Raw genomic sequence first — 17,959 nt, 5'->3', positions numbered from 1 at the left:
TTGGCCTGTGGCGTTCTTTAATCCGGCGCACACCGGCCTGAGGGTTGGTGCGTGGCCTATAAATTATCCGACATGTTACAACACGCATTGTTATTGGCCTTTAGACACTTCAAGCGCTATCGGGGCTCTTTTCTCATTAATTTAACCGGCCTGGCGGCCGGGCTTACCTGTGCCATCCTGATCTTTTTGTGGGTGAACGACGAACGGCAGATGGATCAGTTCCATACCCTGGATGACCGGCTCTACCGGCTGATCTCCGATTCACACAGCAACGAAACGGTACTGAATACTTCGATCACCGTGGTGGAGCGATTGCAGGAAGAGATGCCGGAGATCGAAACGGTAGTGAACAGCTCCTGGGGAGCACTGGAATCGAGCCTGGCGAACGGCGTGGAAGAATTTGCCCTCACCGGCGAATTTGCCACCCCGGACTTCTTTCGGATCTTTTCCTATCCCTTACTGCAGGGAGCGCCCGATCAGGTGCTCGAACAGCCGCACTCCATTGTACTATCCGAAGCTACCGCCCGCAAGTTGTTCCACACTACCGATGTGGTGGGAAAAACGGTGCGCTGGCGCTGGTTCAGCCACGAAGAGGAGGTCGAAATTACCGGCGTATTTGCGGGTACGCCCGCCAATTCCTCCGAGCAGTTCGATTATGTGCTGTCCTTTGATGTATTCGAAAGTTACTTTCGGGAACGCATCGACCGGGGAAACTACCTGGCCCGGACCTATCTGACCCTACGGGCGGGAGCAGACCCGGCGCAGCTGAACCGCAAGATCTCGGCCTTCATGCAGCGGGAATATCCGGAAGGGAGCTGGCGGCCCTTTGTGATCCCCTACGCTTCTTTCTATCTGCACAATACCTACGAAGACGGCGAGGCGGTTGGCGGCCGGATGGCTTACGTGCGGCTCTTTTCCATTATTGCCCTGCTGGTGCTGACCATCGCCTGCATCAACTTTATGAACCTGTCAACGGCCCGGGCTTCCCGCCGTATGAAGGAGATCGGCATCAAAAAGACCATTGGGGCCAGTCGGCGGTCGTTGATCTTCCAGCATTTTATGGAGTCCATTTTGCTCAGTTCTCTGGCGGGAATACTGGCTCTGATCACTGCTGCCTTGCTGTTGCCGCAGTTCAATCAGCTTACGGGTAAAACCCTGGCCCTTTTTGCCGATCTGCAGTTCCTGCCGGTGTTTATCGGGATTGTACTGGCTACCGGTATCGTAGCGGGCAGCTATCCGGCCTTCTACCTGTCGTCCTTCAAACCCACCATGATCATCAAGGGCAAGTTGGAAGCTACCTTTGGCGAGCAGTGGCTGCGCCGCGGGCTGGTGGTATTCCAGTTTGGTATTTCCATGATCCTGGTGGCGGCCGTATTGGTAGTACACCGCCAGATGGATTTCATGCAAAACAAAAATCTCGGCTACCGGCAGGATCAGATCCTGACCTTCAGTACCAATGGGCTGCAGGCCGAAAATCAGCAATTGCTCTTATCCCGGCTGCGAGAGATCCCCGGAGTGACGGAGGCTTCCAGCATTACCCACGCGCTGGTGGGCGGGCAGGCCTCCAACGCCAACCTGCAATGGGAAGGCAAAGCCCCGGAATCTACGATCTGGTTTGAGCATGGCTACGTCAACTACGGTATGATGGAAATGCTGGATGTGGACCTGATCAGCGGGCGTTTCTTTTCCGAAGCACGCGGTGATGAGACCAATAAACTGGTGATCAACGAGACGGCCGCCGGCGTCATGGGGTTCCCCGATCCGGTGGGCAAGACAGTCCGGATCGCCGAAACGGAATACGAGATCATCGGGGTGACCCGAGATTTCCACTTTGAATCCCTGCACGAACTGGTAAAACCGACCTATTTCCGCCTGAACGATCGCTGGGCCCTGAAAATAGCCGTGAAGATCGACGCCGGACGGGAACGGGAAACCCTGGCTGACATCGAAGGACTGTACCAGACCTTTGATTCCGGATTTCCCTTTGCCTTCACCTTTATGAGTGAAGATTACCAGCAGCAATACGTAGCGGAAAAGCGAGTGTCGACTTTGTCGCGCTATTTTGCCGGACTGGCGGTCCTTATCTCCTGCCTGGGACTGGTGGCGCTGGCCTCCTTTACCGCCGAGAGAAGGATCAAAGAGATCGGTATTCGCAAGATCATGGGCGCCAGCACCCGGGGAATCGTCTGGTTGCTTTCGGCGGATTTTACCCGTATTGTGTTGGTTGCCATTGTGCTGGCGGTGCCTCTGGGGATCTGGCTATCCGCTACCTGGCTGGATACCTTTGCCTACCGCATTGAACTGGAATGGTGGATATTTGCCGGTTCCGGGGCACTCATGCTGCTGATCGCCTGGCTGAGCGTCGGGTATCAAACCCTCCGGGCTGCCCAAATGAATCCGGTGGGTTGCCTGCAGGAGTGATCTGCAGAACGGGCATGGTGCCGGGATGGAGCGGAAACAATTTTTTCAAGGAATTCCCTCCATCCCGGCCCCACATCATTTTTTTCCTTTATGTTGCGAAACGGATGATCGGTCTGATCTCTTAAAAAGCAATTTCCATGTGGTTTGAACAACTCACCGGTTTCCCGGAAAGTTCGCCGGAGCAGGTGCGGGAAAATCTGGAGGTAAAGGATGGCATTCTGCGCTCCCGGGTCAACGGGAAGACCTACCGCTGCGGTAATTTGGAGATCCCCGCTCTGGCAGAACTCCGGGCGAAGCGCGAACGCAGCCCGGAAGGGACGTCGTCCATTACGCTTTCCGAAGTAGTGGGCAATGTGCAGGAATTGCACCAGTTGCCCGAAAATGCAGGCGCCTTATTCCAGGCTGCTTCCCAGTTCAACCTACTGGAAATGGTCAGCCCGGAGGTCACCCCCGAACGGGGAGTGGGCATCTACGAATTTGACCGCACCCAGGGACCGGCTTGTGCCATTGCCTGCGGCGCCGGGACCATCTACCGGAACTATTTTGTGCCGCTCAACGGCCGCACCGGACAAACCGCTGATAACCAGGTGGATTGTCTGGAAGACATCGGGAAAGCTCTGGGTAATGAAGAAGATCAGCTCTGGCAAATGAAAAACGGTTACGCTTTACCCTCCCGGGAGGGACTGCGGGCAATCGACGAACAACTGGCCAAACTGACCGAAGCGGAATTTGAAGAACTTAAAGGAAAACTCCGGATCGGCTGGCAGCGGCAGACGGAAGTGACACTGGGACCTACCCGGCAACTCGTCAGTCAGGCCTACTGCTCGGCTCTGCCTATTGGGTATTCCCAGAACGACGATTTCCTCTGGGCGCGCTTCGCCCGGCTGGTGCTGGAAGCCACCTACGAGGCTACCCTGTACGCCGGCCTGATCAATCGGGACCAGACCGGCAACGAGCGGATTTTTCTCACGCTGGTCGGCGGTGGTGTTTTTCGGAATCGGGAGGAATGGATCCACGATGCCATCCTGCGGGTAATCCGGAAATTTGAACGTACCGGACTGGATATCCGAATCGTGAGTTACGGCAGTCCGGATCCACGGGTTCGAAAACTGCTTGACCGCTTCTAGATCCGGACTGCCGTTTGATCACTCGCCCCGCAGGTGATCTACCGGGCTGGAAAAGGCCAGTTTTAAAGCCTGGCGGCTTACGGTGAACAGGGCAATACCCACGATGATCAGGCCGGGAACGGCAAAGAACCACCAGGCAATATCAATCCGGTACTCATAATCTTCCAGCCAGTTGCGCATCAGGTACCAGGCTATCGGTGCGCCGATCAACAGCGATATCAGGATCAGTTTGAGGAAATCGGCGGTGAGCAACTGGTAGAGACTACTCATGGAAGCGCCCAGCACTTTCCGAATGCTCACTTCCTTACTTCTCTGTTCGGCCATGAAAGTAGCCAGGCCGAATAATCCCAGACAGGCAATGATGATCGCCAGGATGGCGCAGGCCGCAAATACATTGCCCGTGCGTTGCACATCGGCGTACATCCGGGCGAAGGTCTCATCCATGAAGGTATAGCGGATCGGTTGGTTGGGCATGAAGTTATCCCAGATGCCGGTAATGGCGGCCAGCGTAGCCTCTATGTTTTCCGCGCTGATCTCTGTCGCCAGAATGGACCCTCTTTCGCTCATGATCATGCCGAGGGCTCCGATACCGCCTTTCATGGATTCGAAATGGAAATCTTCCACGACCCCGATCACCGTCCATTTACCCCAGTTCTCGATGCGGGCGCCGACCGGATCTTCCAGTCCCAGCTTGTCGGCCATGGTTTGATTGATAACGATAGCGCCGGTGTCGGAAGCGATATCGGGAGAGAAGTTGCGTCCGGCGATCAAATTGATATCCAGCGCGGAGAGGTAGTCCTCATCCGTTCGCCAGATCTGAGCGCCGACACCCGGATCCAGATTTTTGCGACCCTCTATCCAGAAGGAATTCTGATCCCGTTTGGTACCGGACACCGGAAAGTAATTACTGGCGGCGGCACTGGTTACTCCCGGCAGGCGCAACAGTTCATCTTTGAAAGCAGGAAGCTTATCTTCCAGGGTATTGGTGCCCTGCAGCATGACTACCTGTTCTTTGTCAAAGCCGAGGTCTTTGTGTAGAATGAACTGCATCTGGTTGTAGACGATAAAAGCACTGACGATCAATACCATAGAAGTCGCGAACTGAAATACGACCATGGTGCTCCGGATGCCGGCCGCCTTGGTACCCCGGCTGAGTTTGCCCTTCAGCACGTCAATCGGCTTGAAGGCCGACAGGTAAAAAGAGGGGTAAACGCCGGCCAGTAAACCGATCAGTAACGTCACTCCCGCCAGTACGGGCAGAAACCACCAGTCCGTCCACGGAAAGGAGAGGGTTTTGCCGGAAAGCTCGTTGAAGTAAGGCAGCAGTACCCGGGCCAGCAATGTGCCCAGACCGACGGAGATGGCACTAAACAACACCGATTCCGTCAGAAATTGCTGGATCAGGTGACTGCGATGAGAACCCACCACTTTACGCAGCCCGGTCTCTTTGGCGCGATTGGCCGATTTGGCCGTCGATAGATTGATAAAATTGATGCAGGCCAGCAGCAGAATGAAAACCGCGATCGCTCCGAAAAGCCGGATGATCCGGATGTCGCTTTTCGGAAAGACATCATACACTTCTTTTGACTTCAGGTGGGTATCGGCAACGGGTACCAGATCGTAGGTCAGGTAATTTTTAGCTTTTTCCGCCCAGACATCGCCGTTTTCTTCAAAATGGCTGATCAGGTATTTATCCCGGACGGAAAGCAACTTGGGTTCCAGCTCCTCCGTTTGGGTACCCCGGCGCAACAAAGCGTAGGTATTGTAATTGCTACAGCACCAGCTCGTTTGCTCACCTTCCCAGAACTCTTCTTCCGTCAGCGTCAGTAAAAAATCGTACTGCAGATGACTGTTGGAAGGGAAATCCTCCATCACCCCGCCGATGGTGTAGGCCCGGTCTTCCTTTTCATTGAGAATGACCGATTTGCCCACCGGGTTCTCGTCCGGGTAGTACTTATCCGCCATTTTTTGGGAAATAACGATCGTTTTCGGGTTGGCCAGGGCTGTTTCGCGTTCGCCGTATACCATCGGGATCTCCAGGATCTCGAGCAGGGACTGGTCCATGTAGGCAAAGCCTTCTTCGTAGTTATTCTGCACGCGTTCTTCCGGCCGGAACTGGTTACTCCCGGCATCGTACCAGTCGTAAGGGATGAGGCGACCGGATTTTTCGATCTCGGGAAATTCTTCCTCCAGTACCGATGCCAACTGGGGCTGCATGGCCGGCCAGCGGTCTGCTTCCCTGGTCGGATCCGCAAAATTATTGATCACGCGGTAGATCCGATCGGTATTGGCGTAGTGTTGGTCGTAGCTGGATTCGTGCAGTACGAAGAGGGTGATCAGGATGGCGGCCGCAATACCGATGGCGAACCCGCCGATCTTGATGGCCGAGTACATTTTAAACTTGCGTAGGTTGCGCCAGGCAACCTTTAGATAATTTTTATACATGTCGAGGTGATTGAGTTGATTGCTTACTTTCCAGTTTTTGACCAGACCGGGGCGGAATAGTTTGAGTACTTCCAGTGTATACATTTGACGCGCCCGCTCCGGAGCGTAGCGATCGAGATTGTCCAGATAGATCTCTTCCAGATCACCTTCGATCTCTTCCAGGTATTCGTCTTTCATAAAGAAACGGAGAAAACGCAACGGCCATTCGGGAGGGGATTGGGGATCGGTCTGCTTCATATGAAGTCAAGTTTAAGAATGGTGGCCCACAGTCCGGCTCGTACGGCTTTGATCTCTTCCAGTACGCGCCGGGCGTAGGGTGTAGCGGCATAGATCCGTTTCCTTTTTCCACCGCGCCGGGGAGTGGTTTCCCCGAAGGTAGAGGTTAGAAAACCTTTGTCCTCCATGCGTTTGAGGGCGGATTGGATAGATCCCACACTCAGCGTTTCCTGCAGGCGGTCTTCCAGTTCCTGTTTGATCTGGACACCGTAGGCATCTTCCTGCAGAGCGATGACGGTCAGCAAAACGAGCTCTTCAAATTCCCCCAGTTTGGTCTTCTTCATGGATATTTCATTCGTAATTGCAGTAAATATATGCAATTATTTTATTCGCAATTGCAGTTTTTATAAATTCAACTTTTGGAAATTTATTTGTATTAGCTTGTTGAAGGTCTTGTTTTGGGTTGATAATTAATGATTTAGATGTTTTGTTGTGCTGCTTTTGCCTGAGCAGGAATTTTTTTTCTTTCAGAATTAGCCAGCAATAAAAGATTAAACCTGATCTACACTTTAGCAAATCTGAAAAAATGATTAATTTCCAATCTATTGAAAACCTAAAACTCTGATGTTCCAGGGCTTCAGAATGATTGCCAGGACAAAATGAACCGTAACTACTTCTTCGCCTCCGATCTGAAAATACTCAACTCTATATTGCTGCTACTCCTGATGCAGGGGCTGAGCGGCCTGTACGCCCAGCAACTGCCTCCGCAGGAGCGATTCCGCCATCTGACCATTGATGACGGATTGTCCCAAAACGCCGTACAGGCCATCCTGCAGGACCACCTGGGCTTCATCTGGTTCGGTACTAAAGACGGGCTCAACCGCTATGACGGTTACGAGTTTTCCGTATTTCAACACCTGCCGGGAGACGAAACCTCTCTGAGTAATAATTTTGTCCTGGATCTTTTTGAAGATCGCGATCAGAACCTCTGGGTCGGTACCCGGAACGGGCTGAATCGCTACAACGAAGAGAAGGGAATATTTGAGATCTACGATTTTGCCGAATTCGCCACTGACCTGAATCCCAATGTCGCCGTAAGTGATATTGTACAGGACAAAAACGGCGCGCTCTGGATGTCGGTGAGCCGTAAGTATCTGGTTAAGATCCCGCTGGAGAATACGGCCGATACGATCCAACATCCGGTAGTCATATCGGACACTTTTGAGGACATCAGCCATATCCACTACGACGGCCAGCATCTTTGGATCGGCAGCAGCAAGCGGCTGTACCGTTTCGATGATTCGGGAAATGAGATCTCCCGGCATGTGATCAAAGTCGGGCAGGGTGACCCTTCGCTGTCTACCAAAGATGAGGCGGTAAACTATATTGTTGATACGCAACATCCTGGCTTTCTCTGGCTAGGAAAGAGTTCCGGACTTTGTTATTTTGAAAAGAAGACCGGTAAATTTCAGTTTTTTCCCAATCATTATTTAAATGAAAGACCTGGCTGGGGCCGGATGAATTTCATACTTCCCGATCCGGGAAGCGGAAAACTCTGGATCGGCACCTACCACGAATTAATGCGTTTCGATCCGTCCACCGGCCGCTATGAATATTTCAATCCGCGATTTGAAGACCTTACCGGTTTTCACGGTGCCGGTATCCTGGCCGGTATCGCGGATCATTCCGGCCAGTTGTGGTTTGGTACCAATGGTTACGGGATCAACATTACGGATAGCCGGAATACCGGTATCAAGATGCTGAAATACGAGTTGCCGGAATGGACCCGACTGAAAAGCTTCTCCATTCGTTCGATTTTTAAGGACCGGGACAATAACGTATGGGTCGGTGCCCAGGCGCTCCACCGTTGGAATCGGAAAAAGGGCGAGATCATCAGCTATGAGAGCCGGGTAGCCCCATCCGAAAATATCGGGAGTGGGCTGGTCTATTCCATAATTGAAGATGAGGAGGGCTGGCTTTGGCTGGCCTCTACGCTGGGCCTTTCCCGGTATCATGTGAGCGATAGTACGGTGGTGGAATTCCGTCATCGGCCGGATGACCCCACCAGCTTACCGGAAAGAAGTACCTTCTGTGTATACCAGGATAGGTCCGGTGATATCTGGACTGTGACCCGAAACTTTTTTTCCAAACTGAACCGGGAAACCGGCACTTTCACCTCCCTGCGCTACCGGAACAACCTCAATAAAGATCCGGTATTTGTCCGGATCATAGAAGATCAATACGGGAAATTCTGGATGAACAGCGAGATCGGACTGATCCATTTTGATCCCAAGACCTGGGCGATGCGTACCTACCAGCACGATCCGAAAGATGAGCAGAGCATCAGTACCAATGTACTGCGGCATCTCTGCCCGGATCCCCGGGAGCCGGACCGCTACCTCTGGCTGGCCACTGCCGGCGGCGGGGTCGACAAATTTGATATGGTCGACAAAACGTGCGACCATATTACCACGGATGACGGTTTGCCGGATAATGTGGTCTACAGCATCTTGCCCGATGAAGCCGGTAACCTGTGGATGAGTACCAATAAAGGACTTTCCTGTTTTGACCCGGTCAATTTTACCTTTAAAAATTACGATGCCCGGGATGGCTTGCAGAGCAACGAGTTCAATTCCGGGGCTTATTTCCGGGCTCCGGACGGGGAAATGTTTTTCGGTGGTATCAAGGGACTGAATTATTTCTACCCCCGGCAACTGGCCGACAACAGCTTTATTCCTCCCGTGCACATTACTGGTTTGGGGGTGGGCAGCCGGCGCGTCTATCCCGGCGATTCAACTGGTATTCTACAGCAGCAGGTAATGTTTCAGGATCAGATAACCCTTAACTACAAAGATGACGTAGTGACCTTCTATTTTGCCGCGATGGATTTCGTGGCTCCCGAAAAGAACCGGTTCAGATACAAACTTAGCGGTTGGGATAATCAGTGGATAGAAGCCGGAACCCGCAGCAGCGCCACCTATACCAACCTTCCGCATGGAGCCTATACCTTTTCCGTGCAGGGTACCAACAGTGACGGGGTCTGGAGTGAGACCGGGGCTTCTATACGTTTGTTGATCACCCCACCGTTCTGGCTGACCTGGTGGGCTAAAACCATCTATAGTATTATCCTACTGGCCATGGTTTACGCACTGCTCAGCTACCAGCGGAAGCGAAGTCAATTGAAACACCAGTTGGCGATCGAAAAAGTGGAAAAGCGAAAGCTACAGGAACTGGATCAATTGAAAAGCAAGTTCTTCACCGATATCGCCCACGAATTCCGCACCCCCCTGACCCTGATCCTGGGCCCGATCGAGCAGCTCAAAGGAAAGATGGCACCGGGCCCCGATACCCGGAACTTATCCCTGATGGAGCAGAATGCCGATCAGCTGTTAGCGATGATCAATCAGATCATGGACCTGTCCAAACTGGAAACGGGGAAAGAACGCCTGCATCCGCGAACGGGAGAACTCATCCAATTGCTGCGCGGGGTGACGGAATCCTACAGGACTATGGCCGAGACCCGCAGGATCAGCCTGGGGCTGACGTCCGCTCTTACTTCTGCCCACGGTGAATTTGACCACCAAAAGATCGAACAGATCCTCAGCAACCTGCTTTCCAATGCCATCAAATACTCCCGGGCGGGAGATGCGGTGACGGTAGCTATCGCGGATATTGATGATCCGGCCGCCGATCCGGAAAGTCCGGTAAGCGTCCACTTCAGCGTGACGGATACCGGTCCGGGAATTGCCGAGCCGTACCTGGATCATATCTTTCAACGCTTTTACCGGGTGGAAGGAGCCGGGGAGGAATCCCGCAACGGCTCCGGTATAGGACTGGCGCTGGTGAAGGAACTGGCCGACCTGCACGGTGGCCGGGTCAGTGTGGAAAGCCAGCCCGGGAAAGGTACGTGTTTTCGGGTGAGCTTACCCCTGCAGCTGAGCCACTGGGAACGGGAAAAGATCGCCATCAACTTTCAGAACGGAGTGCCCGCAGCAAAACCGGCCGATCCACCGGAACTGGCCCCGTGCGTAAAGAACGAAAATAAACACGTGGTGCTCATCATTGAGGACAATACCGATGTCCGCTCTTTTATCAGTCATGTTCTGGAACCGGACTTCACGACCGTTGCAGTGAGCAATGGCGCCGACGGAATAGCCCGCGCCCAGGAACTCATGCCGGATCTGATCATTACCGATGTGATGATGCCGGGTATGAACGGCTATGAGGTATGCCATGAATTAACCCAGCACGCGCTGACCAGTCACATACCGGTGATCATGCTGACGGCGAAAACTTCCCGGGAAGATCAGTATGCCGGCTATACCGCCGGGGCGGATGCTTATCTGACCAAGCCCTTTAAGAGCGAAGAACTGCAGTTGCGTACCCGCATGCTGATCGAGAAGCGGCAGGCCCTGCAGGAAAAATTTTCGGCACTGGCTCCGGGTTTTGAAAAGGCGGTCTACCGCAATGAGACCGAAAATCAATTCCTGCAGACCATTCTGGATTTGCTGCATACGGAGGTTTCCAATCCGGATCTGGACATCTCCCAACTGGCCCGGGCCGTACACATGAGCGAGCGGCAGCTACGCCGGAAGTTCAAAGCGGTGATCGGGCAGTCGCCCAATCAGTTCATCCGGCTTTATCGTCTGCGGCGGGCGCACGAGCTGCTGCGGGCGGGCACCGGGAATGTGTCGGAGATCTGCTTCGAGGTCGGGTTTAATAATGTCTCCTACTTCAGTAAATGTTTCCGGGAGGAATACGGCCTTAGCCCAAGTGAGGTTTGCTGATCTTTGCTACACCAGAGCCTGAAAGAAAACGGCCAAAGCCTAACACTTTTCGGCCAGGGGCCGATTCCTGTTAATGCCTGTCCAGGCTGTCATAACTACTCGTCTGTTTATTTTTCACCTTTGAGTTATCGGACCGAAAGGCTGATTTAAACCTGTCATGTGTTTAGATCAGCTGAGCGGCAAAATTACTGATCCACCTATTCCAATGATCTAAAACTCAAAGAGATGAAAAAAACGAAATTGCTTTTCCTGCTTTTGCCCGTTGCCCTTTTGTTGGTCTATTGCTCCGACGAACCCGAGCAGGACGACAACAGCGGTGAAGCGGTGACCGTAGCGGAAACCACCGGGGCATCCTCCACCGAAGCACTGATCAAGCGGGGCGAATACCTGCTGGAGATCATGAGTTGTCACGATTGCCATTCTCCGAAACAAATGGGACCGAACGGACCGGAGATCATTCCCGGTAAGGGGCTTTCCGGACACCCCGCCGACATGCCCTATCAGGCCGTAGCACCCAGTAGTTTGCCCGAAGGAGCGGCCCTGTTCAATGCGACCAATACCGTCACCCAGGGACCGTGGGGCATTACTTTCTCGGCTAACATTACTTCGGATGAGACGGGGATCGGCAACTGGTCGGAAGAACAGTTTCGGAAAGCTTTTACCCAGGGGAAATCCAAAGGAATGGATAACACCCGCCCCCTGTTGCCACCGATGCCCTGGTTCAATTTCGTCAATATCAGCGATGAGGACCTGCACGCGCTGTTCACCTATCTGAAACACACAGAGCCGGTGAAGAATGTGGTACCGAACCCCATTCCGATCGACGAACTCTAACAGCTCCTTAAAGACTCAATCTCTAATAGTGAAAGCCCGGCCGGGATCGAAGGATCCTGGACCGGGCTCTTTTTATGACGGAATTAAAAGTTAGTCACGATCTACCAGTTCGTCCAGTGAAATGGTATAGGTGCCGTTATCGGCCCGGTAATGGAAACCGTAGGTCATCGGGAAATAGCCACCCAACTGGTAGCTGGCGGGCTGAGGGATATCGATATGCTCGGTAACTTTTTGCTGGAGGTAGCTCAGGGCAAACATCGGCTCGATGAAGGTCAGTTTGCCGTCGAAAGAACCGTAGATCATCGTGTAGGTAAATGGCGTCCCATGCAGCTCAGGGGTCGCAGGATCAATCCAGTGACTTCCCATGGCCGGTACACCGCCCGGCAACTGAATGTAAGCGGCCGGCATATAAGCGGCGTCCGGCTGATTGGCAAACTGTACCGTGTCCCCGGCTGCAATGGCCATTCTCGCTTCAAGTTCCATGAAGTAAAAATGCAGGTCAAAGTGAGGAACGTCGTACACGCCCGGCGGTTCGTGGCCGTGCTCGTTCCAGTCGAAGGAAATGTGGTTGAAGGGAGGAACAGCTTCCGGCAGTTCAAACAGCAGCGAATACCCGTGGGCATGGCCGGTCGGTAGGTTTTCCAGGGCCGCTTCGTTAAACTCGATACCGATGCTGACCGGTGTTCCGGATTCGTCCTTGGTCACGTAAGACCGCACTTCGCCGTTGCCCAGGCTTTGGGGATCACTGTAGACGGTACCGCTGAGGTCCGCCTGGCCGGGATCCTCTTCTTTACAGGAAGGAAATAGAAACAGATTGATTACCAGACAGGTAAGAACAGAGATTTTGAGTATGGATTTCATTAGTTATGAATTTGATAAATAGAGTTATAATTCCGCATTTTGGATTAGCCGGGGGACGGGCTAATGGATTTGGTTGGTCAGCTACGAGCCGGAAACGAGATCTGGGAGGACAAAACTGCGGTGTGGCTGACAGGGACAAATGTGCGGGAATCCGGGAGCCCGGGCTATAACATAAAGGACAGGGTTTAGCACAATGCGGCCGGATGGCCGGAATGTGTCAACTGGTGACCGATTATTTTTAGCGGACGGTTGAGGATTGATGGTTGACGGTTGACGGTCGAGGGTCGATGGTTGACGGTCGAGGGTTGATGGTGGGGCGGTTTACTCTACGAATAATTTTCGTTGGGTTGCAACTTTTGTCTGTTCGTCTAGTCTTTTTAGACACATAGCCTTTCTTTTCCGAAAAAAACTACTGGCCCCTTATCATTGCTGCCATATAGAATTCTTTAGAAATATAAATTTTTTAAACCCGACTGTTTAGTATATGAACAAACATGTATCAACCTGTTTGGCGGTTGCTATTTTATGGATTAGTATGCATACCCTCCAGGCACAGGACAGCGAGCAGGATCCCCTGCCCAAGCGAAACATTTTCACCACCCGTATTGAAAGTAAGGCTCCGGATATAGACGGCAAACTCGATGAGGCCTGCTGGGAAACCGTGGAGTGGAGCGGTGACTACACCCAGTGGCAACCGGCCAGCGGCGAAGCTCCTACCCAGAAGACCCGGATGAAAGTGCTCTATGACGCCAAAAACCTGTACGTCGGTTTTCGGTGTTTTGACGATGATCCGGAAAAGATCGAGCAGCGAATGTCGCGCCGGGACGGTTTTGCCGGCGACTGGGTGGAAGTCAATATCGACAGCTACCACGATCTGCAGACGGCTTTTTCCTTTACCATCTCCGCGGCCGGCGTCAAGGGTGACGAGTTCATCTCCAATGACGGCAATAACTGGGATACCAACTGGAATCCGATATGGTACGCTAAAAGTCATATCGATTCTCTCGGTTGGACGGCCGAACTGCGTATTCCGCTCAGCCAGTTGCGCTTCGGTAAACAAGATGAGCAGGTGTGGGGCATCCAGTCTACCCGCCGGGATTTTCGGATGGACGAACGCGCCACCTGGCAACCCATGCGGCGGACCGACGCCGGTTGGGTGAGTCGTTTTGGCGAATTGCGGGGCATTAAAGGCCTCGAACCGCAAAAACAACTGGAGATCCAGCCCTACGTGCTGGCCCAACTTTCCACCTTTAAAGCCGAAGCGGCCAATCCCTTCGCTACCGGCCGGGATACCCGCCTGAGCGCGGGAGTGGACGGTCGGATCGGTGTGACCAATGATCTGACTTTGGATTTTACGATCAATCCGGATTTCGGTCAGGTCGAGGCCGACCCCGGAGCCCTTAACCTGAATGGTTTCCAGATCTTCTTTAACGAACGCCGGCCGTTCTTCATCGAAAACCGCAATATTTTTGATTACCAGTTGACGGGCTCGGAAGCCGGTGGTCCCTACGATAGTGATCTGATGTTTTACTCGCGCCGGATCGGCGGCTCTCCCCACCGCTACATCAGTTCGGACGGGGATCGGGGCTACTTTGTGGATCAGCCGCAGAATACCACCATCCTCGGAGCGGCTAAATTCAGCGGTAAGACCCGGAAAGGCCTGTCTATCGGCATTCTGGAAAGTGTCACCCAGCGGGAAATGGCCACCATCGATTACCAGGGAGAACGCAGCGAGGCCGTGGTAGAACCGCTGACCAACTTCTTCGTCGGTCGCTTCCGGCAGGACTTTAATGAAGGCAACACCATTATCGGCGGTATGCTGACTTCCGTTAAAAGGGACATCAACGATCCGAATCTGGATTTTCTACACCGCTCGGCGACTTCCGGCGGACTGGATTTTGTGCACCGCTGGAACAATCGCTCCTGGTTCTTATCGGGGAAAATTATGGCGAGTCAGGTAAGCGGCAGCCGGGAGGCGATCTACGCGACCCAAACGGCATTTGAACACCTTTTCCAACGTCCGGATGCTGAACACCTGTCGGTAGACAGCACCGCCAATAGCCTGACCGGAACCGGCGGCACGCTGATGCTCGGTAAATACGGTGGTAAATGGGTTTTCCAGACCGGTGCTACCTGGCGCTCCCCCGAACTGGAACTCAACGATATCGGCTTTCTGGTGAATACGGATGAGATCAATTACTTCTTCTGGGGCGCCCGGCGCTGGGTGGAACCCTTCGGCATTTTTCGTCGCTTTCAGTGGAATTATAATCACTGGAGTCGCTGGGATTTTTCCGGTCGTAACCTCTACCGCGCCGTTAATACCAACGCCCACGCCAACTTCACCAACTTTTGGCAGGTGGGAGCGGGGCTGACCTACGAGAATCTCGATATTTCCAAAAATGCACTGCGGGGCGGTCCGGCCTTGCGCCGACCGAACGGCTTTGGCCACTTTGCCTACATCTCCACCGATAGTCGCAAAAAGGTCAATTTTTACCTCAATACCTTCCAGGGTTGGGGAATCGATAAGATCGTGCGGGTCCAGAATTACCGCATCAGCATGAACTGGCAGCCCGTCAATGCAATGAGCGTATCCCTGCAACCGGCCTTTGAACGTTTTCAGCGTACCGAGCAGTACGTCACCCAACTCGGCCACGACGGCCAGACCCGCTATATCAACGGTAGGGTAGACCAGCAGACTTTCAGTACCACCATCCGGCTGAATTACAACATCACCCCGGATCTGACCATCCAGTACTACGGTCAGCCGTTTATCTCCCGCGGCCGTTACGATCGCTTCAACCGCCTGACGGATCAGCCGCTGGGGCGTACCTTCGAGGATCGTTTCCACCTGTTTACGAAGGAAGAGATCAGCTACGATGCGGCTAATGAGCTGTACGAGATCGACGAGGACGGAGACCAGCAGACCGATTACACATTCGGGCAGCCTGATTTCAATTTTATCCAGTTCCGTTCCAATCTGGTGTTGCGTTGGGAATACACGCCGGGATCCGAGCTGTTTCTGGTGTGGTCCCAGGGCGCTACTGCTTTTGAAGACCCGGAGCAGGGTATCTTCCGGAGTCTGTCCGATAACCTGTTCGGCGAAAATGCCCGTAATATCTTTCTGGTGAAGGGAACTTATCGATTTATTAGATGATGATCATCGTATAATCTAAAAAATTTAAGTCGCTATACTTGAATTATAGAGTAGATGGTAGAGAGACTGCAACCGTTAAAATGAGCGATTTTGCTCCATTTTAACGATAGGTAATCCCTCTACTTTCTGCTCTATACCCTCTACCAAGTAAGTTGCATCAACTTAGATTAATTAGCATCTACCACCCGGCCCGATCCGGTAATCACCACATCTACCGATGGATTGCCTTTGTACTTCACATCGCCCGAGCCGCTGATGCGGACGTCCAGTTCGTCGGATACGGTGATCTCCGCGTCGCCGGAGCCGGTAATATCGAACTTGGCGCGATTCACTTCCAGATTAAAGGCGCGGACATCGCCCGAACCGGAGATGTTGGAATCCAGAGAATCGCCGGTCCCTTCCAGCACCATATTGCCCGAGCCGCTGATGTTAGTTTCGACATCGTCCGCTTCCAGGCCGAGGTCCATATCGCCGGAGCCGACGAGCAATAATAGGATATCGTTGACGGCGAAGAAATTCTCACCGATAATATCGCCGGAACCAAAAAGTCCCAGTTCCGTAATGTCCGTCATGGTGATGAAGACTTTGAAATCATCGATATCCCGGACACAGCGATCCGTATCGATCACCCACAGTCCATTTTTGACATTCAGTTCCAGTTCATCAATAATATTCTGCTTGGCTTCCACCCGGACACTCTGTTGGGGGCCCTGGGTGACGAATACCTGACCGGGCATAGCTAAATGGATGGCGTCGATCTGCGGCATGTCCAGATCTACGGAAACGATAGGGCCGTTGCCGTTTACACATCCGAAGAAATTATCGTCATCATCAATATCGATAAAGCAGGCGGGGGTTAAAAGGCTGATACCTAATGCGAGGATCAGGAATGACCATTTGAAATTTTTCATAATGCAATTGTTTTCGAGTGATTTTAATTACAGCAAGTGTGAACTTGTATGGGTAAGATTGCTTTAGCGCCCCGAATACCCCTATGAGGCCCCAAAATTTTAACAGCTTGGTAACAGTAAACCGGGCGTGTACTTTGTTAGGTGAAAACGGCCCCGAAATTGGCTTGAGAAATTCTTAATGAGAGGATATTATTTCGCTATCTGACTAATAATTTGATGAAATCAGGCTATTATTTTGACTGTTTCATAAAAAACAGCCCCAAAATCCAATTGCTTTGGGCTAAATTGGTTTGCACTTTAGATTTTTTCTAATTTTACCCCCGGAGAAAAAGCATTGATTTTGAAATTTTCAATGAAAATGTAATAACGTTAGTGAGAATTAATTTTTTTCATTTTTTTATTGAAAAATTTGCATAAAATAGTCAATGGCTTTAAGTTTGCATGGTCAACGCAATTAGCGAAGACGCGGATATTTGATCCAAAAGCTTACCAAATGAGGTAAGTAAAATTGAAAATTGTGAGGTGATGAAACTGGCAGCCATGCCCTCTTGTCTCGGGGGTGGGGATTGCGGAATAAACCTAGTATAAGTCTCAGCCGACCTCGCTGTCGTTTATCGTTGTAGGAAACTACGGCGACGCCGACACGAGACTGGGGTTGACCACCGATCGGTACAAGTTACCGATAATGTACTATAGCTAACCGCCCCGTGGAGGTTCGAATCCTCCCCTCACAGCCATCGCTCTTCGAATGAGAAGAGCGCGTCGGTCATCCGATCGGGATGATCCTTGCATACAAAATCAACACTGTGAGGTGATGAAACTGGCAGCCATGCCCTCTTGTCTCGGGGGTGGGGATTGCGGAATAAACCTAGTATAAGTCTCAGCCGACCTCGCTGTCGTTTATCGTTGTAGGAAACTACAGCGACGCCGACACGAGACTGGGGTTGACCACCGATCGGTACAAGTTACCGATAATGTACTATAGCTAACCGCCCCGTGGAGGTTCGAATCCTTCCCTCACAGCCACCGTTCTTCAAATGAGAAGAGCACGACGGTCATCCGATCGGGATGATCCTTGCATACAACTCAACACTGTGAGGTGATGAAACTGGCAGCCATGCCCTCTTGTCTCGGGGGTGGGGATTGCGGAATAAACCTAGTATAAGTCTCAGCCGACCTCGCTGTCGTTTATCGTTGTAGGAA

At 52.4% G+C, this 17,959-nt stretch carries 9 protein-coding genes; 5 read left to right on the top strand and 4 right to left on the bottom strand.

Features of this window, described 5'->3' with window-relative positions; all coding sequences use genetic code 11:
* The first annotated feature begins 72 nt into the window (after positions 1 to 72).
* Both CRP01_RS16740 and CRP01_RS16735 read left to right on the top strand, forming a co-directional pair.
* Positions 73 to 2,421 carry an ABC transporter permease gene (locus CRP01_RS16740; protein ID WP_099151226.1) on the top strand — a complete coding sequence of 783 codons (2,349 nt, stop codon included), beginning with the start codon at positions 73 to 75 and terminating at the stop codon, positions 2,419 to 2,421.
* A gap of 137 nt (positions 2,422 to 2,558) precedes the next feature.
* The gene (locus tag CRP01_RS16735; RefSeq protein ID WP_099151225.1) at positions 2,559 to 3,548 is read left to right on the top strand and encodes a hypothetical protein; all 990 of its coding nucleotides are present in this window, start codon (positions 2,559 to 2,561) and stop codon (positions 3,546 to 3,548) included.
* Between the two features lie 18 nt (positions 3,549 to 3,566).
* Here the strand turns inward: CRP01_RS16735 and CRP01_RS16730 are convergent, their stop codons facing one another.
* Positions 3,567 to 6,230, bottom strand: a complete 2,664-nt coding sequence (locus tag CRP01_RS16730; protein ID WP_222845755.1) for an ABC transporter permease — start codon at positions 6,228 to 6,230, stop codon at positions 3,567 to 3,569.
* A complete protein-coding gene (locus CRP01_RS16725; protein WP_099151224.1) occupies positions 6,227 to 6,553 on the bottom strand; it encodes a PadR family transcriptional regulator in 327 nt (108 codons plus the stop codon). Before CRP01_RS16725 ends, CRP01_RS16730 begins: the two co-directional genes overlap by 4 nt.
* 315 nt (positions 6,554 to 6,868) lie before the next feature.
* Between CRP01_RS16725 and CRP01_RS16715 the strand changes: the two genes are divergently transcribed.
* Positions 6,869 to 10,996, top strand: a complete 4,128-nt coding sequence (locus CRP01_RS16715) for a hybrid sensor histidine kinase/response regulator transcription factor (protein ID WP_099151222.1) — start codon at positions 6,869 to 6,871, stop codon at positions 10,994 to 10,996.
* Between the two features lie 225 nt (positions 10,997 to 11,221).
* A complete protein-coding gene (locus tag CRP01_RS16710; protein WP_099151221.1) occupies positions 11,222 to 11,830 on the top strand; it encodes a diheme cytochrome c-553 in 609 nt (202 codons plus the stop codon).
* Between the two features lie 90 nt (positions 11,831 to 11,920).
* Here the strand turns inward: CRP01_RS16710 and CRP01_RS16705 are convergent, their stop codons facing one another.
* The gene (locus tag CRP01_RS16705; RefSeq protein WP_099151220.1) at positions 11,921 to 12,691 is read right to left on the bottom strand and encodes a DUF5602 domain-containing protein; all 771 of its coding nucleotides are present in this window, start codon (positions 12,689 to 12,691) and stop codon (positions 11,921 to 11,923) included.
* A 484-nt stretch (positions 12,692 to 13,175) separates the two neighbouring features.
* Between CRP01_RS16705 and CRP01_RS16700 the strand changes: the two genes are divergently transcribed.
* Positions 13,176 to 15,845, top strand: a complete 2,670-nt coding sequence (locus tag CRP01_RS16700; RefSeq protein WP_233752696.1) for a DUF5916 domain-containing protein — start codon at positions 13,176 to 13,178, stop codon at positions 15,843 to 15,845.
* Positions 15,846 to 16,012: 167 nt separating this feature from the next.
* Here CRP01_RS16700 and CRP01_RS16695 read toward each other — a convergent pair whose 3' ends face one another.
* On the bottom strand, positions 16,013 to 16,756 hold the full coding sequence (locus tag CRP01_RS16695; protein WP_099151219.1) for a head GIN domain-containing protein: 744 nt from the start codon (positions 16,754 to 16,756) through the stop codon (positions 16,013 to 16,015).
* Between the last annotated feature and the right edge of the window lie 1,203 nt (positions 16,757 to 17,959).

The organism is Flavilitoribacter nigricans DSM 23189 = NBRC 102662 (genome assembly GCF_002646595.1).
Classification (GTDB): Bacteria; Bacteroidota; Bacteroidia; order Chitinophagales; family Saprospiraceae; genus Flavilitoribacter; species Flavilitoribacter nigricans.
Note: the sequence above shows the minus strand (reverse complement) of the source record. Positions and strands in the feature narration are given on the sequence as shown.